Raw genomic sequence first — 25,967 nt, 5'->3', positions numbered from 1 at the left:
CGCGGTGCCCAATCGACGTAGGTCTCGCCGAGTCGAAGGTCTGCGACCTGCGCGAAGTAGGCGAGCCGTTCCTTCGTGCGGTTCACCTCGGATTCGACCATGAGGAGATGCTTTCGCGCAGAGGGCGGGCGGCGGGCGGCGGGCGGCGGGCGGCGGGCGGCGGGCGGCGGGCGGCGGGCGGTGGGCGGTGGGCGGTGGGCGGTGGGTGGTGGGTGGTGGGTGGTTGGTGGGTGGAAAACGGGAGGTGGGGTGGAGGTATTCCGCCTAGAGTCGCCGGGTGGAAATCGTGGCGGTGGATGGGCGTGACAGCGGGGTTTTCGAGCGGTTCTTCAAGCTGCGGGACGAGGTGCGGCGGGAAGAGGAGTTCCCGAGCGGGCTCGGGTTGGAGGAGGCTCGGGTCTTGATGGCCGGCGAGCATTCCGATCTGCGCGCCAACGGGCTGGGGCTGGTCGATGGGGATGACTGGCTGGGGATCGCCTGGCTTGACTGGTGGTTGCTGGAGAACACGCATCTCGTCGAGGTCGAGCTCGCGGTTGCCGCGCCGTACCGGCGTACGGGCGTGGGCAGTCGCCTGCTCGAAGCCGTCGTCGAGCGCGCGAAACAGGACGGCCGCCGGCTGCTCAGCAGCACGATCCTGGGCGACGCCGAGACGGGAGAGAGTGCCGGTACTGCGTTCGCCGCCTCGCACGGGTTCGTCCGCAAGCTGGTCGAGCTGCATCAGGTGCTCGAGTTGCCGCTGTCGGAAGAACGGCTGGCCGAGCTGGATCAGCCGGTCGCCGGGTACGAGATCGTGCAGTGGCGCGAGCACACCCCCGACCGATGGGTCGAGCAGTTCGCCGACGCGCTGAGCGCGATGTCCGTCGACGTGCCGATGGGAGAGCTCGACCACGAACCGGCCCGGTGGACGCCGGAGCGGCTCCGCGAGGCGGAGGCACGCAGGCTCAAACAAGGTCGCTTCTGCCACACCACCGTCGCCATCGACCCACACGGTCAGCTGGCGGCGTACACGCAGACGGGTGGCGGTACCGGCAACCCCGAGCGGCTCTACCAGTGGGACACGTTCGTCCGGCCCGAGCATCGTGGGCGGCGGCTCGGGCTCGCGGTGAAGGTGCCCAACTTCTGCTCCTTGCAGGCAGAGCTCGACCGCCCGGCCGTCCTGCACACCTGGAACGCCACGACCAACACCCCGATGATCGCCGTCAACGTCCACCTCGGCTTTCGGCCGGTGGCCCAGCGCACCGACTGGGAGCTGGAGCTCTAGAGGTACGTCCAATCCGGGTAGCGCTTGGTCAGTACTGCGCGGTGGTCGGCCCAGTCGGTCGCGCGACGGGCCGGGTCCAGCGGATCGGCGTACCCGCCGGTGATGCGGTAGCCCCAGGTGAAGGCGGCGATCGGTTCGAGCGCGCGGGTGTGGATCACGTCCGGCGCGATCACCAGGAAGGTGTCCGCGCGCCAGACGCCGTCGGGATGACCCGGGTTCGCGGGTGCGTCGAAGAAGGTCGGCAGGAATCCGTAGGCGTACAGCGGGCCTGCGTCGGCGAGGAATGGCAACGTGTCCACAGAGACGTCACCGTCGAACGACCGGGTGACCACCTGGACCCAGCCCATGATCGCGTTGATGCCCTGCCCGTGGTAGCGAAGCGTCGCAGTACAGATCGGGAAGCCGCGGAACTCCTCCGCGTCCAGGCCCGGTACGACCAGTTGATGCCCCGACGCCCAGGGGTCGTCGTTGGCCAGCACGCGGATGTTGATCAGCCCGCGCTCACCGCGGACCTCGAACGGTACGGACAACTCTCGTCTCATTCACCCCTCCTCACGCCATTCTCCAACGTGTACGAAGGAATCGGTGAAATTGACTACCGAGGCCCATGGTCTTGTGCACCAGCGGTGACGGGAGGACTCTGAAAGAGAGCAGCGTCTTGGGGGCAGCCTGTTCGGTAGGGGAAGGCGGCGAATGCCGCCTTCGGCCGGTGCGTGGGGTCTGGGGGATCTAGGACAGCGTTTCGGTCCGGAGCCTGTACTGCGTGGTGCCTGGTTCCGTCCTTCTTCATCGCCCTCGCCTGTGCAAGGGGGAGAAATGCCGAGGAAGGCCAACGGGAGAGCGGACAAGAACGAACGGGGCGCCGGGGATCAGATGCCCGGTGGAGCGATGCCGGCCGGCGCGAGTCCGTCGGTGAACGGAATGCCGGGTATGACGGGCGGCGGCGGATCGGTGCCCGGGATGAGCGGTGGTGGCGGCAGCGCGGACATGGGCCGCGACCTGCAGCCACCGAGCAGGCGCCAGTGTGGCGTGATGGATGTGCACCGACGGCTGCTGTCGACCTCGGCGGAGTACGTCGCTGCGCGGTCCTACCTGGAGAACGCGACCACGCAGTACGTCGCGAACCAGCAGCGGTTCAGCGGTGTCGCGCACATCGACGTGGTGGTCCACGTCGTCTGGAAGACGGCCGCGCAGAACATCTCGCAGAGCCAGATCGACAGCCAGATCGAGGTCCTGAACCAGGACTTCCGTGCGACCAACTCCGACGTCGGGATCGTGCCCGCGCCGTTCACCGGGCTGGTCGCCGACTCGCGGATCGAGTTCCGGCTGGCGACGACGGACCCGGGCGGCAACCCGACGACGGGCGTCACCCGGACCCAGACGACGAGTACGGGGTTCAGTACGGACGACGCGATCAAGTCGTCGGCGACGGGCGGGATCGACCCGTGGCCGGCCGACCGGTACCTGAACATCTGGGTAGGTCAGCTCGGTGGCGGCCTGCTCGGGTACGCGCAGTTCCCCGGCGGCCCGGCGGAGACCGACGGCGTCGTCATCCTGCACAGCGGCTTCGGTACCAACGGGACCGCGGCGGCGCCGTTCGATCTCGGCCGGACCACGACGCACGAGATCGGGCACTACCTGAACCTGTTCCACATCTGGGGTGACGACGGCTCCGGCTGCAGCGGCAGCGACGAGGTCGCGGACACGCCCAACGCGGGCGGGCCCAACTTCGGCGTACCGACGTTCCCGAAGCTGTCCTGCAGCAACGGGCCGAACGGCGACCTGTTCGTGAACTACATGGACTACACCGACGACCGCGGCATGGTGATGTTCACCAACGACCAGGTGGCCCGGATGGAGGCCTGCCTGGACACTGTCCGCACGGACCTCAACCAGGGCTCGGGACCCGGTACTGCGCTGCCGACGCCGGCCGGTCCGGTGGTGTCGTGGGACGAGAACCGGATCGACGCGTTCGTGCTCGGGACCGACCGCGCGACGTACCACAAATGGTGGGACGGAGCGGCCTGGGGACCGTCTGTCAGTGGCTACGAATACCTGGGTGGTGTGTGCATGAGTGCTCCTGAAGTCGCGTCCTGGGGGCCGAACCGGCTCGACGCGTTCGTCCTCGGAACCGACCACGGGCTCTATCACAAGTGGTGGGACGGAAGCGCCTGGGGACCGTCGGACACCGGCTACGAAGCGCTCGGTGGCGTCTGCATGAGCCCGCCGCGAGTGGCGACCTGGGCCGAGAACCGGCTCGATGTGTTCGTCCTCGGGACCGATCGCGCGCTCTACCACAAGTGGTGGGACGGGGCCGTGTGGAACGACTTCGAGTACCTCGGCGGCACCTGCATGAGCCCACCCGAAGTGGTTGCCTGGGGCCCTGATCGATTGGACGTCTTCGTCCTCGGTACGGACAACGCGGTCTACCACAAGTGGTGGGACGGCACGGCCTGGGGCGGATTCGAGTCGCTCGGCGGCGTCTGCGCCAGTCCCCCGACCGCCGTCGCCTGGGGCCCGAACCGGCTCGATCTGTTCGTCATCGGGACCGACTCCGCCCTGTACCACCAGTGGTGGGACGGCACCTCGTGGTCCGGCTTCGAGTCACTCGGCGGCATCTGCACGAGCGCCCCGACCGTCGTCTCGTGGGCCGCGAACCGGCTGGACGTCTTCGTGCTCGGGACCGACTCGGCGCTGTACCACCAGTGGTGGGACGGCACGTCCTGGTCCGGTTTCGAGTCGCTCGGTGGGATCTGCACCGAGGAGCCGCGGGTGACCTCGTGGGGCGCTGACCGGCTTGACGTGTTCGTGGTCGGCACCGACGGCGGGATGTATCACAAGTGGTGGGACGGGACCGCCTGGGGACCGTCCGTCACCGGGTACGAGGCGCTCGGCGGGGTGATCAGCGATTTCAAGCTGGACCAGCCGGCGCCGGACCAGTTGCCGATGCCGAACGGCACCGCCGAGGCGGTGCTGAACTGAACACCACGCAGCTGGTCGGGCGGTGGACGCACTCCTTCGAGGAGGACCACGACGGGGCCACCGTCTACCGCCGCGACGACTTCGCCTTCCCGCCGGCCCGTGGCCGGCGGGGGGTGGAGTTCCATGCCGACGGCAGCTTCACCGACTGGGCGATCGGCCGGGGCGACGCTCCGGAAGGACGCGCGGCCGGGCGCTGGGCACCGTCTGGTCAGGTCAGCCGCGGTCCGGCGTCGAGCGGGTCGATCGTGGCAGTGGCGCCCGATCGGCTGGAGATCGTTTGGAGGGAGTGAGATGACCGGTTCGCCTGTTCGATACCTCGTGGTGCCGACTGTGGATGCCGCCGACGGCGCCAAGTCGGCGCGCTTCGGCGACAAGACGATCCTGTGGGGACCCGCCGACCAGAAACTCGGCCGGGCATCGCGTACTGCGCCCGGGCTGGTGCTCGTGACGCAGGTCGGCCGCACCTTCCAGGACGAGTACCCCGACGTCACGCCGTTGCTCGACCACGGTCGCCATCTGGTGATCTCGGCCGCCGACAAGCCCCGGCGGCGCTCCAACCATTGCTGGCGGGTCGAGGTGCTGAAGGCCGGTACTACGGTCGTCGACGTCCCGGCGCGAGCGGCCCGGCGGGTGGACCCATCGGTGGCCGCGCTGCTCGGTGAGCTGACGCCGATGTCCTACCAGGCTGATCTGACCTGGCTGGCGAGTCTGCCGACCAGGCACTCGCTCAGCGCTTCGTTCACCACCGCGGTGGACTTCGCGGCGGCCCGGATGGTTGCCCTCGGCTACAACGTCACGCGGATGCCGATCACCGTCGGGGCGGGGCACTCGGAGAACCTGATCGGCGATCGGCCCGGCAACGGCACGGGGACTCGCGGGCTGGTGGTCATCACGGCGCATCTTGATTCGATCAACCTCGCGGGTGGTGTCGGGGGTAGTTCGCCCGGCGCTGACGACAACGCGAGCGGGTCGGCCGGAGTACTGGAGCTCGGGCGGCTGATCGCCGGACGGACGTGGGAGCACGACGTACGGCTGATCCTCTTCGGTGGCGAGGAGGAGGGGTTGTTCGGGAGCAAGCAGTACGTCGCCGCGCTGCCGGCGGCCGAGCGGGCGCGGATTCGCGCGGTGCTCAACATGGACATGATCGCGTCGAAGAACACGGCTGTGCCGACGGTGCTGTTGGAGGGCGCGGCGGTGTCGTCCGGGCAGATCGGCGACCTTGCCGCGGCGGCCGCGACGTACACGGGGTTGAAGGTCGAGACATCGCTGAATCCCTTCGCCAGCGATCATGTGCCGTTCATCAACGCCGGGGTGCCGGCGGTGCTGACGATCGAAAGCGCCGACAGCGCGAACGGGCACATCCACTCGGCCAACGACAAGCTCGAATTCCTCGACTGGGCGTTGGCGAGCGAGATCCTGCGGATGAACGCCGCCGCTCTGGCGGGCTGGCTCGGGCTGGCGGCTGCCCCGGAGGTGCCCCGACCGGCCGGCTCAGTGGTGTCTTGGGGACCTGACCGGCTCGACATCTTCGTCGTGGGCACCGATGCGGCGCTGCATCACCTGTATTGGGACGGCGGCCGGTGGCACGATTTCGAGTCGTTGGGAGGCGTCATAAGCTAGCCAGGGTGACGGACCTGGACTGGAACGGTTGCCTGAATACTCGCGACCTGGGCGGATTCCCGACCCGGCATGGTGGGGTCACCCGGGGCGGGACGGTGATCCGGACCGACTCCCTCGACAAGCTCGACTCCGTGGGGCTGACGGCGTTGACCGGGGTCGGGGCCGGCTTGGTGCTCGACCTGCGCTCCGACTGGGAGATGAAGCAACCACACCCGCTCGATGGCGTAGCGGCGTACCGGCGGATCCCCTGGATCGACCCGGTACGCGAGAAGGACCGCGTGCCGGCGGACGAGCCGTTGCTGGCCGACATCTATCGCGGCAGCCTCGATCGGAACCAGGGCCAGATCGGGCAGGCGTTGCGGACTCTTGCGGAGGCGCCGCAGGGTCAGCCGGTCGTCGTGCATTGCAAGTCGGGCAAGGATCGCACCGGGTTGCTGGTCGCGTTGCTGCTCGACCTGGTCGGCGTACCGCGGGAGGAGATCGCCACCGACTACGCGATCAGTGAGCAGCGGTTGGGGGTTCTCGCGCGGATCGCCGCGCTGCCGGTCGACGAACGGGCGGCGGCTCTCGTGCTGTCACGGACGCTGCCCGAGACGATCCTGGATTCTCTGGAGTACGTCGATACGCAGTACGGCGGGGTGCGCGCCTATCTGACGCAGTGTGGGTTGACGCCGCTGGAGCTTCATCGGCTGGCGACGCGGTTGGTGGAATCGCCGATCGAGGCGGTCGTCCCTGGGTTGTCGGCCACCTTCAGCGAGTCGGCGCCTTCGGCCTCTTCGACGTCATCGCGACGGGCGACGAGGTCGCCGGCCACAAGCCGGACCCGGCGATCTACCTACTCGCCTTGGAACGCCTAGGACTCCCCGGTACTGCGACCGCCGCGGTCGAGGACACACCCCATGGCGTCGCGGCAGCCGCGGCGGCGGGGATGGCGACCATCGCGATCCCCAACCCGTACGTGCCGACCGACTCGCTGACCGCCGCTGACCTGGTCCTGAGGAGCGCTTCCGAGCTGCCACTCAGCGAGGCGATGCTGGCGGTTTCGACCGTTTGAACCCTGCGTTTGACCGGCCGACGGCGAGGTTTCGGCGCGCGGTGGCCCAGGGCATTGGCCCCGCACGTCGGTTACGTTGAACAGAAGTAGGACCGCTGGGGGGCGGCGCGGGCTGGGGAGAGGAACCTGCGATGGCTTTATTACTGTTTCTGGCCGCGGCCGGGTTCAGCATTACCGGGCTGATCACGGACAACCAGACGATGGTCTGGGTCGGCTGGGCGTTCTGGGCGGTGGCGCTGCTGGCGACCGTTCTCGGCTGGCTCCGGCGACGGCAGAAGTTCGGCTCGATCGAAGAGGCGCAGGCCGCCGCCGACGCGGGCGATCCACGCGCGCTGCGGACGCTGGCGCTGCTCGCCAAGATCGACGGCGACACTGACAAGGCCGAGCGGTTGCTGCTGACTGCAATCGATGCCGGAGACGTCGAGTCGATGTGGGAGATGGGCCGGCTGATCGAGGACCGCGACGGTCTCGCGGCCTGCGAGCCGTGGTTCCGGATGGCAGCGGAGAACGGTCACTTCTTCGCCAAGCGCCTCTTCCGCCGCGGCGCCGCCCTCAACCTCGACGGCACCACCCCACTGTGAGACCAGCCTGCTCAGAGCACGGACAGCGGTAGCAACTTCTTGCCGGTGGGGCCGATCTGGATCTCGGTGTTCATCTGCGGACAGACGCCACAGTCGAAACACGGCGTCCAGCGGCAGTCCTCGACCTCGATCGCGCCGTCCACCTCGAGCGCGTCCTGCCAGTCCTCCCACAGCCAGTCGCGGTCCAGCCCGGAGTCCAGGTGGTCCCACGGCAGCACTTCGGCGTACTCGCGTTCACGCGTCGTGTACCAGGCGAGGTCGACCGGCTCGCCGGCCAGTGCCTTCTCCGTGGCGGCGATCCAGCGGTCGTACGAGAAGTGCTCGCTCCAGCCGTCGAAGCGGCCGCCGTCGCGCCAGACCTGCTCGATGATCCGGCCGACCCGGCGGTCGCCGCGGGACAGCAGTCCCTCGATGATGCCCGGCTTGCCGTCGTGGTACCGGAAGCCGATCGCCTTCGCGTACTTCTTGTCCGAGCGGATCGCCGCGTTCAGCTTGGCCAGCCGGGCGTCGGTCTCCTCGACCCCGAGCTGCGCGGCCCACTGGAACGGCGTGTGCGGCTTCGGCACGAACCCGCCGATCGACACCGTGCAACGGATGTCGTTGCGGCCGGACACCTCGCGGCCGGTCTGGATCACGCGCTTGGCCAGCGCGGCGATCGCCAGCACGTCCTCGTCGGTCTCGGTCGGCAGCCCGCACATGAAGTACAGCTTCACCTGCCGCCAGCCGTGGCTGTACGCCGCGCCGACGGTACGGATCAGGTCGTCCTCGCTGACCATCTTGTTGATCACCTTGCGCAGCCGGTCCGAGCCGCCCTCGGGGGCGAACGTCAGACCACTGCGCCGGCCGTTGCGGGAGAACTCGTTGGCCAGCGTGATGTTGAACGCGTCGACCCTTGTCGAGGGCAACGACAGCGAGACGTTGCTGCCCTCGTACCGGTCGCCGAGACCCTTCGCGACCTCGGCGATCTCGCTGTGGTCGGCCGACGAGAGGCTGAGCAGGCCGACCTCCTCGAAGCCGGTCTTCTTCAGCCCGTTCTCGACCATGTCGCCGATCGTGGTGATGCTGCGCTCGCGGACCGGGCGGGTGATCATCCCGGCCTGGCAGAACCGGCAGCCACGGGTGCAGCCACGGAAGATCTCGACGGAGAACCGCTCGTGCACGGTCTCGGCGAGTGGTACCAGCGGCTTCTTCGGGTACGGCCAGGCGTCCAGGTCCATCACGGTGTGCTTGGCGGTCCTGAAGGGGACGCCGGGGCGGTTCGGTGCGATCCGCTTGATCCGGCCGTCGTCGAGGTAGTCGACGGTGAAGAACTTGGGGATGTAGACGCCGCCGGTGGAGGCGAGCCGGTGCAGCACCTCGTCGCGGCCGCCCGGGCTGCCCTCGTCCTTCCACTCCCGGATCACGTCGGAGATCGCGAGCACGATCTCCTCGCCGTCACCGAGCACCGCGGCGTCGATGAAGTCCGCGATCGGCTCGGGGTTGAACGCGGCGTGCCCGCCGGCCAGCACGATCGGGTCCTCGTCGGTGCGATCCACGGCGTACAGCGGGATGCCGGCCAGGTCGAGCGCGGTCAGCATGTTGGTGTAGCCGAGCTCGGTGGAGAACGAGAGCCCGAAGACGTCGAAGGCGCGCACCGGCCGGTGGCTGTCGAGGGTGAACTGCGGGATCTCGTGGTCCCGCATCACCTTCTCCATGTCGGGCCAGACCGAGTACGTACGCTCCGCGAGCGTGTGCTCACGCTCGTTCAGCACCTCGTACAGGATCTGGACGCCCTGGTTGGGCAGGCCGACCTCGTAGGCGTCCGGATACATCAGCGCCCAGCGCACGCTCACCGAGTCCCAGTCCTTGCTGACCGAGTTGAGCTCACCGCCCACATACTGGATCGGCTTCTGCACAGTCGGCAGCAGCGCTTCCAGCCGCGGGAACAACGATTCAACAGTCATCACAGAACTTCCCACTCGACGCACCCTTGCCGCCACTAGCCTAACGCCGGTGCTGGGTAGCTCCCGCATCGCGGCGGGAGCGTGGTCAGCGATGGGTCGTGTTCCCTCCCCCGCCGGCCCGTCTGGTCGGCGGGCGAAGCGTACAGCCGAGGAGGCTCAGCGCAGGGTGGTTCCGCGGAGGAAGTCGGGGGTCAGGGCGGCTGTGATGCCCTCGGCATCGCCGTGGACCACCTGGAGGAGATCGGGGTCGGTGAAGAGCGGGTCTAGATCGGCCGGTACGGCGGGAGGCAGGTCCGTTGTCGTGCCCAGGTGGTCGAGGTGTTCGGGGTAGCGAGACAGGTGGCCGGCCAGTTTGGGCCAGCGGAGGATGAGGATGGTCCAGAGGGCGGTTTGCTGCTCGTTGCCCTCGTCCTCCTCGAGGTTCAGGCCTTGCAGGGTCTCGATGCCGCGGGCGATGCCGTAGGCGTTGACGAGGCGTTTCATCGCGCGCGGGTTCGGATCGCGACCGAGCAGCGCTCGGAACGGTTCGAGCGTGTGCTTGTTGCGTTGCTGGGCGCGTTCACTGACCATCTCGACCGCAACCGCCTCCAGCCGCGCCTGCTGATCGGCAACAGTGCTGCCGGGGTTCGCGAGCACCTCCGCGCGCGCCTGGCCGCTGTCCTTCCCGGCCAGATCACGCCTGGCATCGGTACGGGCCTGCTCCAATGCCTTCGCGTCCGGCACATTCGCCGATCGGAGAATGCGACCCCAGAAAGCCTCCAGTTGCTTCCCGGCCCGGGGTAGCCCGGTGGAGATCTGGAACGTCTTCTCCAGGAAGAGGTAGCCGACGGGCCGCCCGGCATCACCGGCCGCGCCGGCGAATCCGTCGTACTCCTTGGCGTAGCTGTCCGCGAGCCAGTCGCGATCCGCGGCGATCACGTGTCTGGGGAGAACAGATCGCGATTGCCGGTCCCACCGAACCAGCCGTCCCGCCACGCGAGCCCGACGATGACGGCAACGGCGATCAGCGCGAGATACCCCGGCCAGCCGCCCTTGGACCGCCAGTACCACTCGTGCAACCGGAGCTTGATCGCCCGCGACCGGTCGAAGGTCTCCAAGTCGCGCACCGCACCCGAGTACAGCGCTGTCATCAACCACCACCACGGCGGCTCGATCCGCTGGTGCCGCCACGCGTTGAACTCGACGACAACGGACCGCTTCTCCCCCGTCGCCTCATCCGACTTGCGCAACTCGGCGGCCAGAAAGTTGAGCACGGAGGTCTTCCCCGCACCCCAAGGCGCATGCAGATGCACGATGAACGCCCCACCCCGCGGCGCCCGCGAATCCACCGCCCGCTTGCTGTTTTACCCCTCTTCCATCCGAGCATCCCGAATCCGCCGGGCCAACACCCGCGCAAACCCCTCCCGCCCCAACTCATCGACGTACGCAGGCCCATCGGTATGAGTAGGAACCAACTCCTCCCGAGCAGGCGTCACACGTCCCTCGGCGGAGGCTGTGATGGAACCAAGCTGTGCGCTGACCGAGCCGGACGAGGAGATGTGTGGCGGGGTAGCGAATTCGATCAGGCGGTTGTAGATGGCTGGGTCGAGGACGTGGATGCGGAGGGCCCCCGGGTGCTTGCCGTAGCCGGCTGCGATTGCTGTCAGCGAGTCGACCGGCGACAGATGATCGATGGCTCCAGAGCCGAGCAGCGGGAAAGCGGCCGATCCACCATTCGTGACCTGCTCGCCGACGGACTGCGCAGCCTTCCAAACGGCTCGCTCCGCGGCCTCGGGCGACGTGACGACCGCTGCCAGCCAGATGCCCTGCTCACTGTCCGTACGCTGGCCGGCGAGCTTGATCTCCCCGGGCTCGAAGACCTCTGCCGGCGACAGGATCCCGAGTTCGGCAAGCCCCTGCTTGAACGCCGGCGACATACGACCGTCGGGACCACAGGGCACCACTAAGAAGTCTGCGTCGCTCTCGAAGAGATCGCCCAGAATCAGCTCGACCTCGCGCTCCTGAACCAGCAGCAGCGTCCGTTCTCCTGCAGCCATTCACTCCTCCCCGCCTGCAGGGTAGTGGCTGGGTGACGGCTACGGACAGTGGTCAGGTCAAGTGGGTGAGGAGTAGTTGGTTGATCTGGGCGGGGTGGGAGTAGGTGACCAGGTGGGCGGCGGCCTCGATGATCTCCAGGTGGGCGCCGGGGATTTGGGTGGCCAGGGGGATGACTGTTTCGGGTGGGACTGAGGCGTCTGAGTCGGTGGTGATCAGGAGGACGGGGGCGGTGATGTCTGCGAGGGCGGGGCGGAGGTCCATGGCTCCTAGGGCTTCGCAGCTGGAGGCGTAGCCCTCGGGGGAGGTTGCCAGTAGTTGCTGGCGGATGGCGTCGACTTCTGCGGCGTGCGCAGCGGCGTACTCGGGGAGGAACCATCGGGTCAGCGTGGGCTCCACGATTGCCTTGGTGCCTTCGGAGCGGACTTGGGCGGCTCGGTCGGTCCACGTTTGGGCCCCTGCGGCTGGGTACGCCGGTGGGCAGAGGAGCGCGAAGCGGTGGAAGCGGTCTGGGGCGTTCTCGGCCAGCCAGAGGCCGACTGCGCCGCCCAGGGAGATGCCTACATACGACGCCCGCTCGATCAGCAACTCATTGAGGAGCTCGATCACGTCGCCGCCGAAGTCCTCGATCGCGTACGGGCCGTCGGGTGCCTCGGAGTCGCCGTGGCCGCGGTGGTCGAAGGCGATCACCCGGAAGCGCTTGGACAGTACTTCGAGTTGCGGCGCCCACATCGCGTGCGTAGTACCGAGGGATGAGCCGAGCAGTAGCACGGGCGCGTCGTCGGGGCCGGTCGTCTCGTAGTTGAGTCGCATGAAGCCCACCATACGAACGTTGCTAGCGTCGGCGCATGATCAACGGTGTCCCTGGGTTGGGAAATGTGGTCGAGCTGGCCGAGGTGGTGCGGAACGGGTTCGTGGAGAGCCGGCACTTCGGGCTGGCGGTGGCACTCGATCCGGACGGGAAGCAGCTCTTCGCGGCTGGGGACGTGAACGCGGTAGTACTGCCGCGGTCGACTGCCAAGCCGTTGCAGGCCGTGGGGTGCATCGTCGCCGGGGCGGAGCTTGATGGCGAGGAGACCGCGATCGGGGCCGGAAGTCACACCGGTGAGGATCGGCATGTCGCTCTGGTGGACCGCTTGCTGGCCGCCGCCGGGCTTGGGCGCGACGCCCTGGGGTGTCCGCCTGATCGGCCGGAGGATGAGGCGACCCGGTTCCAATTGATTGCCGAAGGCATCGAGCCGGAGAAGGTCCGGATGAACTGCTCGGGCAAGCATGCCGCAATGCTCAAGGCAACTGTTGCTCAAGGCGACGACCCCACCGGCTACCTCTCCCCGCTCTCGACCGTCCAGCGGACGATCGCGGCGGAGATCGAGCGCCTGACGGAGTCCTCGACCGGGATCGTCACCGTCGACGGCTGCGGCGCTCCCCTGCTCGGGATGCCACTGTCCGGCCTTGCCCGTGCCTTCAGCCACCTCGCGACGGCAGCAGCCGATACTGCTGACAGCCAGGTGGCCGCCGCGATGCGGAAGTACCCGGAACTCGTTGGTGGCAAGGGCCATCAGAACAGCGAGGTCATGCGCCTGCTCCCCGGCGTGATCGCCAAGGGCGGCGCCGAAGGCGTGATCGCGATGGCAACAGTGGACGGTCACGCGGTAGCGGTCAAGGTCATCGACGGCAGCCCGCGGGCGACCACAGCACTCGCCCTCACCCTGCTGCAGAAGTGCGGCCTCGACGTCTCCCCCGCCGCCACCTTGATCAACCTGCCCATCCTCGGCGGCGGAAAGCCCGTCGGCGAGATCCGGCCAACAATCTGACGGCTCTCAGGCAATCCCGGTAGCGGCACTACAAGCCGCTATCGGTACAGGGCGAGGGCGCCCGTCAGGGAGTCGACCGCGCGGCGGGGGCCGTGGATGGCCAGCGCGGTGTATTCGAGGTCCTCCGCCTTGGTACCACTCATCGTCGCGAGGTACTGGTCGTAACTGCGGGACGTCCGGGCCACCTGGTTGATGTCGTGGACGTCGAGGTCGGGGTGGGCGGCGGCTGCGGCGTGGAGTTCGCTCAGCCGGGTCGGGTCGGCCTTCAGGACCGGCACAGGGTGAGCGCTGACCCCCGGATGGAGCTGGGCAGAGGCGTCGGGGGCGTCGTCGCCGGTCAGGTCGGGTAGGTGGGAGCCGAGGCTGATCCCGCTCAGGACCGCCGCATTGAGGGCAACTCCGACGGGGGCGTCCGCATCAATGATCACTACTATCTTGTTCGCCAGCATGGTGAGGAAGCTAGCCGTTTACACGGGTCTCTGCTGGGGTCGCCGAACTTTGTTCGGTAGATCTGGCAAAATGGCCGTCATGGACGAACTTGATACGGCGCTCCTGCGGCTGCTCCAGAACGACGCTCGCCGGACCAACCGCGAGATGGCGGCCGAACTGGGGATCGCGCCGTCCACCTGCCTGGAGCGAGTCCGCGGGCTGCGCGATCGCGGCGTGATCAGCGGCTTCCACGCGGAGGTCGACCTGCAGGCGATCGACCGCTCCACCCAGGCGATCATCTCGATCAAGCTCCGCCCGCAGGCGATGGCCGTTGCGACCGCCTTCCAGGACTATGTCCAGAGCCTGCCGCAGACGCTGGCGATGTTCATGGTCTCCGGCGCCTCCGACTTCCTCGCCCACGTGGCCGTCCGCGATACCCAGGCCCTGCGCGACTTCGTCCTCGACCTCGCCAAACGCCAGGAGATCGGCGACATCCGCAGCTCGGTCATCTTCGAACACCACCGCCGCACCACCGTCCTCCCGCTCCCCGCACGGTGACCCCGGTACTACCGCCAGGCTCCGTCGTAGAGATCAGCCGCCGGGCACTCGCGTTGAGATCAGCTGCCGGGCTTGGTGAGGATGATGCGGGCCTTTTCGACGGCCGCCTCAGTGGCGCCGTCGAGTTCGCCCGGCTGGCCGGCCAAGATGCCGACCGAGAGGATGACGTCGCTGATGCCGGCGACGGCCGCTACGTACTCGAGGCCTTCCTTCGGGCCGGAGACGCCGGTCAGCTTGAAGGCGAACGGTGAGTCGCCGAACTTCGGCGCCTCGATCTCGACGACCTCCATCTGGGTGGAGCCGGCGCCAACGCCTCGCATGGTGACCTTCTTGCACGACGTCACGGCTTCGCGGTACGAGTCCTGCAGCTCGGCGACCGCCTGCTGCGTTCGCAGCGAGTCCAGCGAGAAGTCGATGTACGGACCTTCCTGACTGCCGGAGAAGGAGCGGTGCGCGTTCGCCTTGGAACCGGGCGCCTCGTCGGCATTGAGGTACTTCACCAGCGTCTTGCACTTGCTCGTCGGCGCCGAGAACGGCGTGCTGGCCTGGCCCGCAGGGTCATCCTCTTCCTCGGAGAAGCCGCTCGGCAGCTCCTTCAGCGCGAGCAACGCCTTGGTGAGCTCGGTTTTCGTCCGTTTGACCGGAGCCGTGTTGATGGCCGGATCGATCGGCGTACTCTCCGTAGGAGTCGCGGTCACCGAGGGTGTCTGCGTCGGGGCGGCCGCGCCCTCGGGCTTGTCCTCACCGCAGGCGGTGAGCGTCAACGAAAGAGCAGCGGCAACGGCGAGCGGAAACGCGAGCTTCATGACCCATCCAGAACCGTCGAGGGCGCAAGGAAGCTGAAGCGTACCCGACTAGGGCGAGCCGGAAGACATGCGCTAAACCTGGTGGGATCGCAGGTGGATGTTCTGCAGCAACCCGATGGCCAGCAGCCCGGCGAACATCGAGGATCCGCCGTACGAGACGAACGGCAGCGGCAGGCCGGTGACGGGCATGATTCCCATCGTCATCCCGATGTTCTCGAAGGCCTGGAAGGCGAACCAGCAGACGACCCCGGTGGCGACCAGCCGGCCGAAGGCGTCCCGCGCGTTGACCGCGATCCGCAGACCGCGCCACAGGATCAGCACGAACAGGCAGATGATCGCGCCCGCGCCGATCAGGCCGAGCTCCTCCCCCGCGACGGTGAAGACGAAGTCGGTGTGTTGCTCGGGCACGAAAGCATTCTGCGTCTGTGAACCGTGGAACAGGCCCTGGCCGAAGACACCGCCGTTGCCGATCGCGATCCGCGCCTGGTTCACGTTGTAGCCGATGCCCTGCGGGTCCGAGCCCGGATCCGCGAACGCGGTGAAGCGCGCCAGCTGGTACTTCTTCAGCACGTTGAACTGGATCGCCAGCACCGCGATCACCGTCGCCGCCGTGACGATACCGAGCATCCAGCGCTTCGGTACGCCGGAGACAGCCACGATGCCGAAGACGATCGAGCCGAGCACCATCACGGTGCCGAGGTCGGGTTGCAGCATCACCAGCAGCATCGGGATCGCGGCGACCGCGATCGCTTGCCCGATGTCGATCGTGCGCGCCTCGCGATGGTTCGTCTCGCCCTTCTCGGCGATCAGCAGCGCCATCCCGACGATCACCGCGAGCTTGGCGAACTCGCTCGGTTGTATCGACATCCACGGCAGCTGGATCCACGACCGCGACCCGTTGATCACCGCGCCCACACCGGGGACCAGGACGAGGATCAGCCCGGCCACCGACGCGGCATACAGGACCGGGGCGAGGATGCGGACGCGGCGATGGTCGCTGACGGCGGCGAGCACCGCGAGGACGAGGCCGATGGCGAAGTTGAGCGCGTGCCGGAGCAGGAACACGTGCTGGTTGCCCTCGGTGAGGGCTGTTCGCTCGTACGTCGCCGACCAGATCAGCAGCGAACCGATGGCCGACAGCGCCAGCACGCCGATCACGAGCACCCAGTCGACCTGCCAGAGCGTCGAGCGCCGATCAGCCCGCGGCCGAGACTGCCGAATCGGCGTCAACAGACTCATCGGCCGGCCTCTCTCGCGCACAACGCGAGCGCCATCATTGCGCGTTCTGCTTTGCGGGTGGCGTGACCGGGGGCTTGATGTTGTAGAGCGTCTCGTAGATGTGGCGGACCGCGGTACCGCCGGCGCCCGAGCCCGAACCGGCCTGGCTGAGCATCATCACGACGGCGTAGCGATCCGTGTAGGTCGCCATCCAGGACGTCGTCTGCTTGCCGTAGACCTCGGCCGTTCCGGTCTTGGCGCGAACCGGCACCTGGTCCAGCGGGAACCCACCGAACTTCCAGGCGGCCGTCCCGGTCCGGGCGGTCTCCTTGAGCGCGTTGTCGATGTAGCGCAGCGTCGAGGCCGGCACCGGCAGCCTGGCCGAGAGTTTCGACGGGACCGGCTTGACCTTGCCGTTCGGGCCGATCACCGCCTTGGCCACCCGCGGCTCCCAGAGCTTGCCGCCGTTCGCGAGCGCCGAGTAGACCGTCGCCATCTGCAACGGAGTGACCGTGGTGTCGCCCTGGCCGATGGAGAAGTTGACCGCGTCACCGGCGCGGTAGCGATACCCGTCGGCGCAGAACTCGCGGGAGAACTGTTTCAGGAACGCCGACGTGCCGGCCGGTGGGTTGTCGGCGAGCTTGCAGTAGTAGTCCTTCTGCGCGTCGTAGTAGTCCTTCTTCCACTTCCGGTCGGCGATCCGGCCGGACACCTCACCGGGCAGATCGACCCCGGTCGGCTTGCCGAAACCGAAGTTCTTCGCCATCTGGACCAGCGGGTCGGCCGCGTTCAGGTCGCCGGAGTTGCCGCCCTCCTTGAGCCAGAGCGCGTAGGCGATCCGGTAGAAGAAGGTGTCACAGGAGATCGAGAGCGCCTCGTCGAAGCCGATCATCCCGTAGGAGGCCGACTCGTAGTTCTTGAACCGGCGGTCGCCGACCTCGAAGAACGACGAGCAGTCCAGCCGGGTCTTCGGCCCGTACCCGTTGGCCATCGCGGCCGCGGTGGTGATCGGCTTGAAGGTCGAACCGGGCGCGAGCTGGCCCTGGACCGCCCGCGACACCAGCGGCGTGCCGGCCTTGGTCGAGTAGAGCGCGTCGAGCTCGCGTTGCGAGATACCGCCGACCCAGACGCCCGGGTCGTAGTTCGGATAGCTGGCCATCGCGACGATCTGGCCGGTCTTCACGTCCATCACGACGGCCGCGCCGGAGTCGGCGATGTAGTTCTTGTGGGTGATCTTGTCGTACTGCTTGCGGGCCGTCATGATCGCGCCGCGCAGCTGGGCCTCGACCGACGCCTGGACGCGCGCGTCGATACTCGTCATCAACGTCGAGCCCGGCACCGGCGCGGTCTGCTTCTGGATGCCGGTCGTGTAGCCGACCGCGTCGACGATGACGTTCTTGACGCCCGGCGTCCCGCGCAGCAGTTGGTCGTAGGTGCGCTCGACACCGGCCCGGCCGACCAGGTCGGAGCGGTGCGGCACCGAGTCCTGCCCGGCCTGGTCGAGCTTGTCCAGCTCGTCGGTGGTGATCGGCGAGAGGTAGCCGAGGATGTGCGCCGCGTTCACCTTGTACGGCGCTGGATACGCGCGCAGCGTCGCCGACTCGGCGGCCACGCCCGGGAAGTCCTCGCGGCGCTCCATCACCTCGATCGCGACCTGCTCGCTGACGTCCTTCGCGACCGGGATCGGCTGGTACGGCGTACCGTTCCAGCAGGCCGGCGGCTTGGAGGCACCGGGCTCACCGCAGAGCATCGTGTGGGCGGTCAGGTCCTTCGGCGTCTGGCCGAGCACCTTCGCCAGCCTGGCCAGGACCTGTTTCTGCTGGTCGTCGGGCAGCTTCGCGAGCACCGAGCGGTCGACGGTGATCACCAGGGACACCCGGTTGCCGACCAAGGTCCGGCCGGCCGCGTCGACGATCGTGCCGCGCGGCGCCGGGACGAGCACCTCGCGGGTGTGGTTCTGGGTGGCGGCCTGTGAGTAGTCGTCGGACGACATCACCTGCATGTACCAGAGCCGGGCGATCAGGGTGAACATCAGCGAGAAGACGAGCACCTGGATCACGAACAGACGCAACCGCGGTTTCAGCGGCGCCGGGTTGAAGCTGTCGAAGCTCATGGCAGCACCCGCCGCCGCTCCCGCGCCGGGACGACGCGGCCCATCACCCACATCACCAACGGGATGACCACGATCGCGCCGACCACGTCGTAGCCGGCGGCGATACCGAGCCGGACACCGAACTCACCCCAGTCGACCGCGGGATCATGCAGCAGCGACCCGGTCGCGGAGTACACGGTCAAGGACAGCGCCGCACCCAGTACTACGGTGAGCGCGACCCCGAGTGGACCGACCGGCCCGGTCGACGTCTCGCGCCGGATCAGGCCGGCGACATACCCGGACAAGGCCAGCGCCAAGGCCCAGCGGCCGGCTGTGTGGTCGGCGGGCGGCACCACGTCGAGCATCAGCCCACCGAGGAAGCCGGCGATCGCGCCCCACTCCGCACCGCGGGACAGCGCGAGCGCGACGACCACGATCATCACCAGGTCACAGCTGACCCCGGCGACCGCGATGTGCGGCAGCACCGACGTCTGCACGGTGACCGCGAGCATCAGGAACAAGGCCGCCAGCGCGATCCGGATGGCCGGCATCTCAGCGTCCCTTCTCCGGCGGGACGGTCCCGCGCGGCGCCCGCGCGGGCGGACCGGTGACGACGCCGACCAGGTCGATCCGGCTCGGGTCGACGAACGGCTTCACCAGCGCGGTCGAGCCGAGCGCGCCGTTGACGGCCGTCACCGAGGTGACCTCGCCGATCGGCACGCCCGGGACGTACGGGGCGTTGCCACTTGAGCCCCAGGTGACGATCCGGTCGCCCACCTTCGGCCGTGCCTTCAGGTCCACCAGCTTGTAGTCCAGTGCCGCCGACGAGCCGACCTCGCCGCGGCCGGAGACGAACCCGAGCGCCATCGTGGAGTTCAGCCGGCCGCCCACGGTCGAGTTGCGGTCGCCGATCAGCAGCACCGTGGCGGTGGCCTCGGTGACGCGCACGACGCGGCCCACCAGCCCGTCGCCGTTCAGTACTGTCATGTCCGGTCGCACCCCGTCCGCCGTTCCGGCATCGATGGTCACTGTGTGGTTGAAGCTCTGCGCGCTCCCCAGCCCGACCACCCGGGCCGGCGTCACCGTGTATGCCGGGGCCACCTTCAGCAGGCGGTCCAGCTCGGTGGCGCGGTTGCGCGCGTAGTCGGTGGTGCGGAGCTCGCTGACGAGTTTCTCGTTGTCTGCGGTGAGTTTTTCGTTCTCTGCTTTCAACCTATCCACTTCGGCGAACCGGTCCCGGAGGTTGTCCACAGGCTGCCGGGCGTTCGTCGCCGTCGACTCCAACGGGCCGAAGACAGCCGCCGCCGCGTGCCGCAGCGGCTCGACCGGTGAGCCGGCCGAGCGTCGCGCGTCCAGCACGATCAACGTGAACGACGCCAGGATGACGAGCACCAGGATGGTCCGGCGACGGCGGATCTCCCGGGGCAGCCCGGCCGAACGGACCAGCCCTCGCGCCGGCGTACCGAGATCTTTGAGCATGGGTTCAGCGGCGGTCGGTGACGAGGATGCGGTTCAGCGTCTCGATGTTGTCGACGCACTTGCCGGCCCCGAGCACGACGGCGTCCAGCGGGTTCTCGGCGACGTGGATCGGGATGCCCGTCTCGTGCCGCAGCCGCTCGTCCATCCCCTTCAGCAGCGCGCCGCCGCCGGTCAGCACGATGCCCCGGTCGACGATGTCGCCGGCCAGCTCGGGCGGCGTCTTGTCCAGAGTGGCCTTGACCGCGTCGACGATCGCGGTGATCGGCTCCTCGATCGCCTGCCGGATGCTCGCCGAGGACACCTTCACCGTGCGCGGCAGCCCGGAGACCATGTCCCGGCCGCGGATCTCGGAGTCCGGTCCGTCGGAGGTCGGGAAGGCCGAGCCGATGGTCATCTTGATCTGCTCGGAGGTGGCCTCGCCGAGCATCAGCGAGTACTCCTTCTTGCAGTAGTTCACGACGGCCTTGTCGATCGCGTCACCGGCCACCCGGATCGACTGGCTGGTGACGATCCCGCCGAACGAGATCACCGCGACCTCGGTGGTCCCACCGCCGATGTCGACGACCATGTTGCCGGTCGCGTCGCGGACCTCGAGGTTCGAGCCGAGCGCGGCGGCCATCGGCTCCTCGATGATGTAGACCTTGCGGGCGCCGGCCATGTACCCGGCGTCGCGGACGGCGCGCTGCTCGACCGCGGTGATGCCCGACGGGACGCAGACGACGATCCGCGGCTTGGCGAAGTACCGGCGGCGGTGGACGCGCTGGATGAAGTACCGCAGCATCTGCTCGGCGGCGTCGAAGTCGGCGATGACGCCGTCCTTGAGCGGCCGGATGGCGGTGATGTTGCCGGGCGTCCGGCCGATCATCTTCTTCGCCTCGGCCCCGAACGCGACCGCCTCGCGCGGTTCGTCGGTCCGGATCGCGACCACGGACGGCTCGTTCAGTACGACGCCACGCCCACGCACGTACACGAGTGTGTTGGCCGTACCGAGGTCGACCGCCATGTCGCGGCCGAGCATGCTGTTCGCCATCTCGGCGCCCTCCACCTGCTCGGGTCCCGGAATTCTCAGGCTAAGCGCGGACCCAACGCCACCCGGGGACCGACACGACTCGTCCGCCCGCGACGCATCGTATCGGTCCACTCACCGGGCGTTCTCGCCGCCCTGCCTGTTGCTCCGGCGACTGCGGACTACGGCAGGTCGGGGAACCAGATCTTGATCTCGCGGTCGGCCGATTCCGGCGAGTCGGAGCCGTGCACGAGGTTCTCCCGGTTCGACAGCGACAGGTCGCCGCGGATCGTTCCCGGGGCCGCCTTGCGACCATCCGTGGCGCCGTTCAGGGCGCGGACGACCTCGACTGCCTCGTCGCCTTCCAGGACCAGCGCGACCAGCGGGCCGCTCGTGACGAACTCGCGCAGCGGCGGGTAGAAGTCCCGCTCGACGTGCTCTGCGTAGTGCTGGTCGGCCTGCTCGCCGTCGATCGTGCGCAGGTCCATCGCGACGACGGCGAGGCCCTTCGCCTCGAACCGTCCGAGGACCTCCCCGACCAGGCCACGGCGTACCGTGTCGGGCTTGAGCAGGACGAGGGTGCGCTGCGACATGTCTGTTCTCTCTCCGATGCTGTTCAGGCGGGTTTACTGCGGTTGAGCCTAGTGCGTGTCAGCTCGTGGCGGCCTGGGCGGCCTTTGCCTCGTCGATCCGGCGGCCGAGCACGATCGACATCACCCAGAACGCGGCGAAGGCCAGGCCGAGCACGAACATCACCGGTACGACGAAGCCGAGGCCGACCGCGGCGACCTGGATGACCGAGCCCAGGATGTAGCCGACCTGGATGCGCAGGAGTCCCGCGGCGACCAGCGCCAGGACGGCCAGGCCCAGGCACAGCGGGAGCGCAGTACTGGGTTTCACGTCGGCAACAGAGATCATCACCGGCGTGACGAGCGCCAGGACCACGAACTCGAAGCCCAGCACGATGCCGGCCAGCGACCTCACCGCTGCTCCCCGGCCCGTTTGCGGATGAGCAGCGTGCGGGCCTCGCCCGCGGTGATCACCGAGCCGGTGATCAGGACGCCGCCGGTGCCCATCGCGAGCGCGTTCTCCTCGGCCAGCCGGATCGCGTCGTCGATCGCGTCGAGCAGCTTGGGCCGGACGAGCACCCGGTCCTCACCGAAGATCTCGATCGCGATCTCGCCCAGCTCCTCGGCCGGCATCGACCGCTCGAAGGAGTTCCGGGTGCAGACGACGGTCTCCATGATCGGCTCGTACGCCTCGAGGACGCCGTACACGTCCTTGTCCTTCATACAGCCCAGTACGCCGATCAGCGGCTGGAACGCGAACGCCTCGGACACGGTCGCGGCGGTCGCCTCGGCGCCGTGCGGGTTGTGCGCGGCGTCGACGATGACCGTGGGGCTGGTCCGGACGACCTCCATCCGGCCCGGGCTGGTCACCTCGGCGAACGCGGCCTCGACCAGCTCGCGGGTCATCCGCTGCCCCTCGTTCTGCCCACTTGCGCCGAGCAGCGCCTCGACGGCGGCGAGTGCGGTCGAGGCGTTGTGCGCCTGGTACTCGCCGTGCAGCGGAAGGAAGATGTCGTCGTACTCGCCACCGAGACCCTTGAACGAGATCAGCTGGCCGCCGACCGCGACCGAGCGGCTGACGACGCCGAACTCGAGTCCCTCGCGGGCGACCTGCGCACCGACCTCGGCGGCCTTGCGGACCAGTACTTCGGCCACGTCGAGGCTCTGCTGCGAGATCACGACCGTGCCGGCGGGCTTGATGATGCCGGACTTGTCCTTGGCGATGGTGACCGGATCGGAGCCGAGGATGTGCGCGTGGTCGACGGCGACCGGGGTGATCACCGAGACGATGCCGTCGGCGACGTTGGTGGAGTCCCAGGTGCCGCCGAGGCCGACCTCGATCACCGCGACGTCGACGGGCGCGTCGGCGAAGGCGGCGAAGGCCATCGCGGTGAGCACCTCGAAGAACGACAGCGGGTCCTCGTTCTCCGAGTCGACGACATCGACGTACGGCTCGATCTCGGCGTAGACCTCGACGAACCGCTGCTCGTCGATCGGCTCGCCGTTCAGCGTGATCCGCTCCCGGACGGTCTCCAGGTGCGGGCTGGTGAACCGCCCGGTCCGCAGCCCGGCCTCCTGCAGCAGCGCGTCGACCATCCGGGCGGTCGAGGTCTTGCCGTTGGTACCGGTCAGATGGATGACGGGATAGCTCTTCTGCGGGTCGCCGAGCAGCTCGACGAGCCGGCGGACCCGGTCCAGCGTGGGATCGATCTTGTTCTCCGGCCAACGGGCCTGGAGCTTCGCCGACACTTCGGCGTACGAGAGGTCACTCATCAGACCGCCAGTCTAGGGCCGTGGATAACCCGTCGTGAGCACCCCTTGACAACCACTAGGATTGCCGTATGACCGAGACGTCCCGCGTTCCTGACAAGCCCACCCTCGAAGGCCTCGAGGAGAAGTGGGCTGCCGTATGGAAGGAACAGCAGACCTACGCGTTCGACCGTACAGCGGAGCGCGCGGACGTCTACTCGATCGACACCCCGCCGCCGACCGTCTCCGGGTCGCTGCACGTCGGGCACATCTTCAGCTACACCCACACCGACCTGGTCGCGCGCTTCCAGCGGATGCGGGGCAAGAAGGTCTTCTACCCGATCGGCTGGGACGACAACGGCCTGCCGACCGAGCGCCGGGTCCAGAACTACTACGGCGTCAAGTGCGACCCCTCGCTGCCCTTCGATCCCGACTTCACCCCGCCGGAGAAGCCGGACCCGAAGAAGCAGATCGCGATCTCGCGGCAGAACTTCGTCGACCTGTGTGGCGAGCTCACCCACATCGACGAGCAGGCGTTCGAGGCGATGTGGCGCCAGGTCGGGCTGAGCGTCGACTGGAACTACCTCTACACGACCATCTCCGAGGACTCCCGGCGGACGTCGCAGCGCGCCTTCCTGCGGAACTTCGCCCGCGGCGAGGCCTATCTGTCCGAGGCGCCGACGCTCTGGGACGTCACCTTCCAGACCGCCGTCGCGCAGGCCGAGCTGGAGGCCCGGGACTACCCCGGCGCGTTCCACAAGATCGCTTTCCACGGCGCCGACGGCCCGATCTACATCGAGACGACCCGCCCCGAGCTGCTCCCGGCCTGTGTCGCACTGATCGCCCACCCGACCGACGAGCGGTACAAGCACCTGTTCGGTACTACAGTCCGCTCGCCGCTGTTCGACGTCGAGATCCCGGTCCTGGCGCACGAGTTGGCCGAGCCCGACAAGGGCGCGGGCATCGCGATGTGCTGCACCTTCGGTGACCTCACCGACGTCATCTGGTGGCGTGAGCTGCAACTGCCCGTCCGCACCGTCATCGGTCGCGACGGGCGGCTGCTGCGCGACACCCCTGCGTGGCTTGAAGGTTCCGAGTTGTATGCCGAGCTGGCCGGCAAGACCACCTTCAGCGCAAGGGAACTGACCGTCGCCAAGCTGCGCGAGAGCGGCGACCTGGACGGCGAGCCGAAGCCGACGCAGCGGAAGGCGAACTTCTTCGAGAAGGGCGACAAGCCGCTCGAGATCGTCTCCACCCGGCAGTGGTACATCCGCAACGGCGGCCGGGACGAGGAGCTGAAGGCCGAGTTCATCGAGCGCGGCAACGAGCTGGGCTGGGTCCCCGAGTTCATGCACCACCGCTACCAGAACTGGGTCAACGGGCTGAACGGCGACTGGCTGATCTCCCGCCAGCGCTTCTTCGGCGTCCCGTTCCCGGTCTGGTACCCGCTGAACCACGAAGGCGAGCCGGACTACGCGCACCCGCTGATGCCGAGCGAGGCCGATCTGCCGATCGACCCGACCTCGCAGGTCCCCGGTGGGTACGACGAGTCCCAGCGCGGCAAGCCGGGCGGCTTCGTCGCGGATCCGGATGTGATGGACACCTGGGCGACCTCGTCGCTCACCCCGCACATCGTCTGCGGCTGGGAGCGCGACGACGACCTGTTCAAGCGCACCTTCCCGATGGACCTGAACACCCACGCGCACGAGATCATCCGTACCTGGCTGTTCTCCCGCGTCGTCCGGGCGCACTTCGAGAACGGCACGCTGCCGTGGGCGCGGTCGATGATCTCCGGATTCGTCGTCGACCCCGACCGCAAGAAGATGTCGAAGTCCAAGGGCAACGCGGTCGTTCCGTCGGAGATCCTGGAGAAGTTCGGCTCGGACGCGGTCCGCTGGCGTGCAGCGATGGCGCGACCGGGGATGGACTCGCCGTTCGACGAGTCGCAGATGAAGGTCGGTCGCCGGTTGGCGATCAAGGTCCTGAACGCGTCGAAGTTCGTGCTGTCGTTCGGCGCCACCTCGGTCGACGCCGGTGCGGTGACCGAGCCGGTCGACCTGGCGATGCTCGCTCAGCTCCGGAAGGTGACTTCCGAGGCCACCGAGGCATTCGAGCGGTACGACTACACGGGTGCGCTGGAGATCGCCGAGCGGTTCTTCTGGAGCTTCTGCGACGACTACGTCGAGCTGGTGAAGGAGCGCGCGTACGGCGGTCACGGCGAGGAGGGTGCCGCCTCGGCGAAGGCGGCGCTGGCTGTCGCCCTGTCGGTTCAGCTGCGGCTGCTCGCGCCTTATCTGCCGTTCGCGACCGAAGAGGTCTGGTCGTGGTGGCAGGAAGGGTCGATCCACCGGACGTCGTGGCCGGTCGCGGCGGTCGATATCGCGTCGGCCGAGCAGGACCCGGCGGTTCTGGACGCGGTCGCCGAGGTGCTCGCGGGCATCCGCGGCGCCAAGTCGAGCGCCCAGGTCTCGATGAAGACCGAGGTCTCCAAGGCCGAGGTCAGCGGGCCGGCCGCACGGTTGACCCTGGCCGAACGCGCCGAGGTCGACCTCCGGGCCGCCGGCCGCATCACCGGCGAAATCCTCTGGAGCCCGGACGAGTCCGGTTCGGTCTCGGTCATCGCGACCCTCTGACCGTACCGGGCCAGCCGTACCGGAAGGCTCTGTGGCGCCCGCTTCCCTTGGAGGCGGGCGCTACTGCTTTCACTCGACCGACTACCCTGCGGGATCAGTCTGTCCTCGGACCGGCTTGCAGGATCACCTTGTCCGGATA

The 25,967-nt window shown here is 68.2% G+C and carries 24 protein-coding genes and 1 pseudogene; 9 read left to right on the top strand and 16 right to left on the bottom strand.

From position 1 onward, the window contains the following. Nucleotides 1-277: 277 nt before the first annotated feature. Nucleotides 278-1,261 (top strand): GNAT family N-acetyltransferase, encoded by a 984-nt coding sequence (locus G3I17_RS36200; protein ID WP_203591237.1) that lies wholly within the window; start codon nt 278-280, stop codon nt 1,259-1,261. On the opposite strand, the gene G3I17_RS36195 is transcribed toward G3I17_RS36200, so the two are convergent. After that, nucleotides 1,258-1,803, bottom strand: a complete 546-nt coding sequence (locus G3I17_RS36195) for a hypothetical protein (RefSeq protein WP_164603288.1) — start codon at nt 1,801-1,803, stop codon at nt 1,258-1,260. The two genes, G3I17_RS36200 and G3I17_RS36195, sit on opposite strands and share 4 nt — an antisense overlap. 274 nt (nt 1,804-2,077) lie before the next feature. Here G3I17_RS36195 and G3I17_RS36190 point away from each other — a divergent pair, with 274 nt between their 5' ends. The 5 genes and pseudogenes from G3I17_RS36190 (at nt 2,078) to G3I17_RS36170 (ending at nt 7,498) form a co-directional block, all read left to right on the top strand. Beyond that, on the top strand, nt 2,078-4,243 hold the full coding sequence (locus G3I17_RS36190; protein ID WP_203591236.1) for a M43 family zinc metalloprotease: 2,166 nt from the start codon (nt 2,078-2,080) through the stop codon (nt 4,241-4,243). A 291-nt stretch (nt 4,244-4,534) separates the two neighbouring features. Further along, the gene (locus tag G3I17_RS36185; RefSeq protein WP_164603286.1) at nt 4,535-5,863 is read left to right on the top strand and encodes a M28 family metallopeptidase; all 1,329 of its coding nucleotides are present in this window, start codon (nt 4,535-4,537) and stop codon (nt 5,861-5,863) included. Next, nucleotides 5,824-6,561 (top strand): annotated as a pseudogene (locus G3I17_RS41385) (tyrosine-protein phosphatase); the annotation flags it as partial. The gene G3I17_RS36185 and the pseudogene G3I17_RS41385, both read left to right, overlap by 40 nt. After that, entirely contained in the window at nt 6,522-6,917 is a 396-nt protein-coding gene (locus G3I17_RS36175; protein WP_164603282.1) for an HAD-IA family hydrolase, read from the top strand. The pseudogene G3I17_RS41385 and the gene G3I17_RS36175, both read left to right, overlap by 40 nt. Nucleotides 6,918-7,048: 131 nt before the next feature. After that, nucleotides 7,049-7,498 carry a sel1 repeat family protein gene (locus G3I17_RS36170; protein WP_164603280.1) on the top strand — a complete coding sequence of 150 codons (450 nt, stop codon included), beginning with the start codon at nt 7,049-7,051 and terminating at the stop codon, nt 7,496-7,498. Nucleotides 7,499-7,509: 11 nt separating this feature from the next. Here G3I17_RS36170 and G3I17_RS36165 read toward each other — a convergent pair whose 3' ends face one another. From G3I17_RS36165 to pcaD, 5 genes are all read right to left on the bottom strand, one after another. Further along, nucleotides 7,510-9,441, bottom strand: coding sequence for a TIGR03960 family B12-binding radical SAM protein (locus G3I17_RS36165; RefSeq protein ID WP_164603278.1), 1,932 nt, complete (start codon nt 9,439-9,441; stop codon nt 7,510-7,512). Between the two features lie 156 nt (nt 9,442-9,597). Then, nucleotides 9,598-10,359, bottom strand: coding sequence for a hypothetical protein (locus tag G3I17_RS36160; protein ID WP_164603270.1), 762 nt, complete (start codon nt 10,357-10,359; stop codon nt 9,598-9,600). Continuing rightward, nucleotides 10,356-10,769 (bottom strand): P-loop NTPase fold protein, encoded by a 414-nt coding sequence (locus G3I17_RS36155; RefSeq protein ID WP_164603268.1) that lies wholly within the window; start codon nt 10,767-10,769, stop codon nt 10,356-10,358. Before G3I17_RS36155 ends, G3I17_RS36160 begins: the two co-directional genes overlap by 4 nt. A gap of 15 nt (nt 10,770-10,784) precedes the next feature. Beyond that, complete coding sequence (locus G3I17_RS36150; RefSeq protein ID WP_164603266.1) at nt 10,785-11,477, bottom strand: hypothetical protein; 693 nt, start codon at nt 11,475-11,477, stop codon at nt 10,785-10,787. A gap of 52 nt (nt 11,478-11,529) precedes the next feature. Next, the gene (gene pcaD / locus G3I17_RS36145; protein WP_164603264.1) at nt 11,530-12,288 is read right to left on the bottom strand and encodes a 3-oxoadipate enol-lactonase; all 759 of its coding nucleotides are present in this window, start codon (nt 12,286-12,288) and stop codon (nt 11,530-11,532) included. Nucleotides 12,289-12,323: 35 nt separating this feature from the next. Between pcaD and G3I17_RS36140 the strand changes: the two genes are divergently transcribed. Continuing rightward, on the top strand, nt 12,324-13,289 hold the full coding sequence (locus tag G3I17_RS36140) for an asparaginase (RefSeq protein ID WP_164603262.1): 966 nt from the start codon (nt 12,324-12,326) through the stop codon (nt 13,287-13,289). A gap of 38 nt (nt 13,290-13,327) precedes the next feature. On the opposite strand, the gene G3I17_RS36135 is transcribed toward G3I17_RS36140, so the two are convergent. Further along, a complete protein-coding gene (locus tag G3I17_RS36135; RefSeq protein WP_164603260.1) occupies nt 13,328-13,738 on the bottom strand; it encodes a DUF2000 domain-containing protein in 411 nt (136 codons plus the stop codon). A 79-nt stretch (nt 13,739-13,817) separates the two neighbouring features. On the opposite strand from G3I17_RS36135, the gene G3I17_RS36130 reads away from it, so the two are divergent. Then, on the top strand, nt 13,818-14,276 hold the full coding sequence (locus G3I17_RS36130) for an Lrp/AsnC family transcriptional regulator (protein ID WP_164603258.1): 459 nt from the start codon (nt 13,818-13,820) through the stop codon (nt 14,274-14,276). A 59-nt stretch (nt 14,277-14,335) separates the two neighbouring features. On the opposite strand, the gene G3I17_RS36125 is transcribed toward G3I17_RS36130, so the two are convergent. The 9 genes from G3I17_RS36125 to G3I17_RS36085 all read right to left on the bottom strand — a co-directional run bounded on the left by G3I17_RS36125 (nt 14,336) and on the right by G3I17_RS36085 (nt 23,219). Next, nucleotides 14,336-15,082: a hypothetical protein gene (locus G3I17_RS36125; RefSeq protein WP_164603256.1), complete on the bottom strand. Its 747-nt coding sequence runs from the start codon at nt 15,080-15,082 to the stop codon at nt 14,336-14,338. A 72-nt stretch (nt 15,083-15,154) separates the two neighbouring features. Beyond that, a complete protein-coding gene (rodA, locus tag G3I17_RS36120; protein WP_164603254.1) occupies nt 15,155-16,321 on the bottom strand; it encodes a rod shape-determining protein RodA in 1,167 nt (388 codons plus the stop codon). Between the two features lie 34 nt (nt 16,322-16,355). Next, on the bottom strand, nt 16,356-18,413 hold the full coding sequence (gene mrdA / locus G3I17_RS36115; protein WP_164603252.1) for a penicillin-binding protein 2: 2,058 nt from the start codon (nt 18,411-18,413) through the stop codon (nt 16,356-16,358). Continuing rightward, nucleotides 18,410-18,943, bottom strand: coding sequence for a rod shape-determining protein MreD (mreD, locus tag G3I17_RS36110; RefSeq protein ID WP_164603250.1), 534 nt, complete (start codon nt 18,941-18,943; stop codon nt 18,410-18,412). Before mreD ends, mrdA begins: the two co-directional genes overlap by 4 nt. A gap of 1 nt (nt 18,944) precedes the next feature. Continuing rightward, a complete protein-coding gene (mreC, locus tag G3I17_RS36105; RefSeq protein ID WP_164603248.1) occupies nt 18,945-19,871 on the bottom strand; it encodes a rod shape-determining protein MreC in 927 nt (308 codons plus the stop codon). 4 nt (nt 19,872-19,875) lie between these two features. After that, nucleotides 19,876-20,901 (bottom strand): rod shape-determining protein, encoded by a 1,026-nt coding sequence (locus tag G3I17_RS36100; protein WP_164603246.1) that lies wholly within the window; start codon nt 20,899-20,901, stop codon nt 19,876-19,878. Nucleotides 20,902-21,059: 158 nt separating this feature from the next. Continuing rightward, complete coding sequence (gene ndk / locus G3I17_RS36095; protein WP_164603244.1) at nt 21,060-21,470, bottom strand: nucleoside-diphosphate kinase; 411 nt, start codon at nt 21,468-21,470, stop codon at nt 21,060-21,062. A gap of 58 nt (nt 21,471-21,528) precedes the next feature. Further along, the gene (locus G3I17_RS36090) at nt 21,529-21,861 is read right to left on the bottom strand and encodes a DUF4233 domain-containing protein (RefSeq protein ID WP_164603242.1); all 333 of its coding nucleotides are present in this window, start codon (nt 21,859-21,861) and stop codon (nt 21,529-21,531) included. After that, nucleotides 21,858-23,219 (bottom strand): folylpolyglutamate synthase/dihydrofolate synthase family protein, encoded by a 1,362-nt coding sequence (locus G3I17_RS36085; protein WP_164603239.1) that lies wholly within the window; start codon nt 23,217-23,219, stop codon nt 21,858-21,860. The genes G3I17_RS36090 and G3I17_RS36085 overlap by 4 nt, the downstream gene beginning before the upstream one ends. Nucleotides 23,220-23,287: 68 nt before the next feature. Between G3I17_RS36085 and valS the strand changes: the two genes are divergently transcribed. After that, nucleotides 23,288-25,828, top strand: coding sequence for a valine--tRNA ligase (valS, locus tag G3I17_RS36080; protein ID WP_164603237.1), 2,541 nt, complete (start codon nt 23,288-23,290; stop codon nt 25,826-25,828). The last annotated feature ends 139 nt before the right edge of the window (nt 25,829-25,967 follow it).

The sequence above is a fragment of the Streptomyces sp. SID13031 genome (assembly GCF_010548305.1).
In the GTDB taxonomy this organism is placed as follows: Bacteria; Actinomycetota; Actinomycetes; order Propionibacteriales; family Kribbellaceae; genus Kribbella.
The sequence above is the reverse complement of the archived record's forward strand: the minus strand, read 5'-3'. Positions and strand labels throughout refer to the sequence as shown.

Bases quoted from the DNA above. Each gene is read 5' to 3' on its own strand.
- G3I17_RS36195 (WP_164603288.1), bottom strand. From the start codon at position 1,803: ATGAGACGAGAGTTGTCCGTACCGTTCGAGGTCCGCGGTGAGCGCGGG.
- G3I17_RS36190 (WP_203591236.1), top strand. From the start codon at position 2,078: ATGCCGAGGAAGGCCAACGGGAGAGCGGACAAGAACGAACGGGGCGCC.
- G3I17_RS36185 (WP_164603286.1), top strand. From the start codon at position 4,535: ATGACCGGTTCGCCTGTTCGATACCTCGTGGTGCCGACTGTGGATGCC.
- G3I17_RS36170 (WP_164603280.1), top strand. From the start codon at position 7,049: ATGGCTTTATTACTGTTTCTGGCCGCGGCCGGGTTCAGCATTACCGGG.
- G3I17_RS36165 (WP_164603278.1), bottom strand. From the start codon at position 9,441: ATGACTGTTGAATCGTTGTTCCCGCGGCTGGAAGCGCTGCTGCCGACT.
- G3I17_RS36150 (WP_164603266.1), bottom strand. From the start codon at position 11,477: ATGGCTGCAGGAGAACGGACGCTGCTGCTGGTTCAGGAGCGCGAGGTC.
- pcaD (WP_164603264.1), bottom strand. From the start codon at position 12,288: ATGCGACTCAACTACGAGACGACCGGCCCCGACGACGCGCCCGTGCTA.
- G3I17_RS36140 (WP_164603262.1), top strand. From the start codon at position 12,324: ATGATCAACGGTGTCCCTGGGTTGGGAAATGTGGTCGAGCTGGCCGAG.
- G3I17_RS36135 (WP_164603260.1), bottom strand. From the start codon at position 13,738: ATGCTGGCGAACAAGATAGTAGTGATCATTGATGCGGACGCCCCCGTC.
- G3I17_RS36130 (WP_164603258.1), top strand. From the start codon at position 13,818: ATGGACGAACTTGATACGGCGCTCCTGCGGCTGCTCCAGAACGACGCT.
- G3I17_RS36125 (WP_164603256.1), bottom strand. From the start codon at position 15,082: ATGAAGCTCGCGTTTCCGCTCGCCGTTGCCGCTGCTCTTTCGTTGACG.
- rodA (WP_164603254.1), bottom strand. From the start codon at position 16,321: ATGAGTCTGTTGACGCCGATTCGGCAGTCTCGGCCGCGGGCTGATCGG.
- mrdA (WP_164603252.1), bottom strand. From the start codon at position 18,413: ATGAGCTTCGACAGCTTCAACCCGGCGCCGCTGAAACCGCGGTTGCGT.
- mreD (WP_164603250.1), bottom strand. From the start codon at position 18,943: ATGCCGGCCATCCGGATCGCGCTGGCGGCCTTGTTCCTGATGCTCGCG.
- mreC (WP_164603248.1), bottom strand. From the start codon at position 19,871: ATGCTCAAAGATCTCGGTACGCCGGCGCGAGGGCTGGTCCGTTCGGCC.
- G3I17_RS36100 (WP_164603246.1), bottom strand. From the start codon at position 20,901: ATGGCGAACAGCATGCTCGGCCGCGACATGGCGGTCGACCTCGGTACG.
- ndk (WP_164603244.1), bottom strand. From the start codon at position 21,470: ATGTCGCAGCGCACCCTCGTCCTGCTCAAGCCCGACACGGTACGCCGT.
- G3I17_RS36085 (WP_164603239.1), bottom strand. From the start codon at position 23,219: ATGAGTGACCTCTCGTACGCCGAAGTGTCGGCGAAGCTCCAGGCCCGT.
- valS (WP_164603237.1), top strand. From the start codon at position 23,288: ATGACCGAGACGTCCCGCGTTCCTGACAAGCCCACCCTCGAAGGCCTC.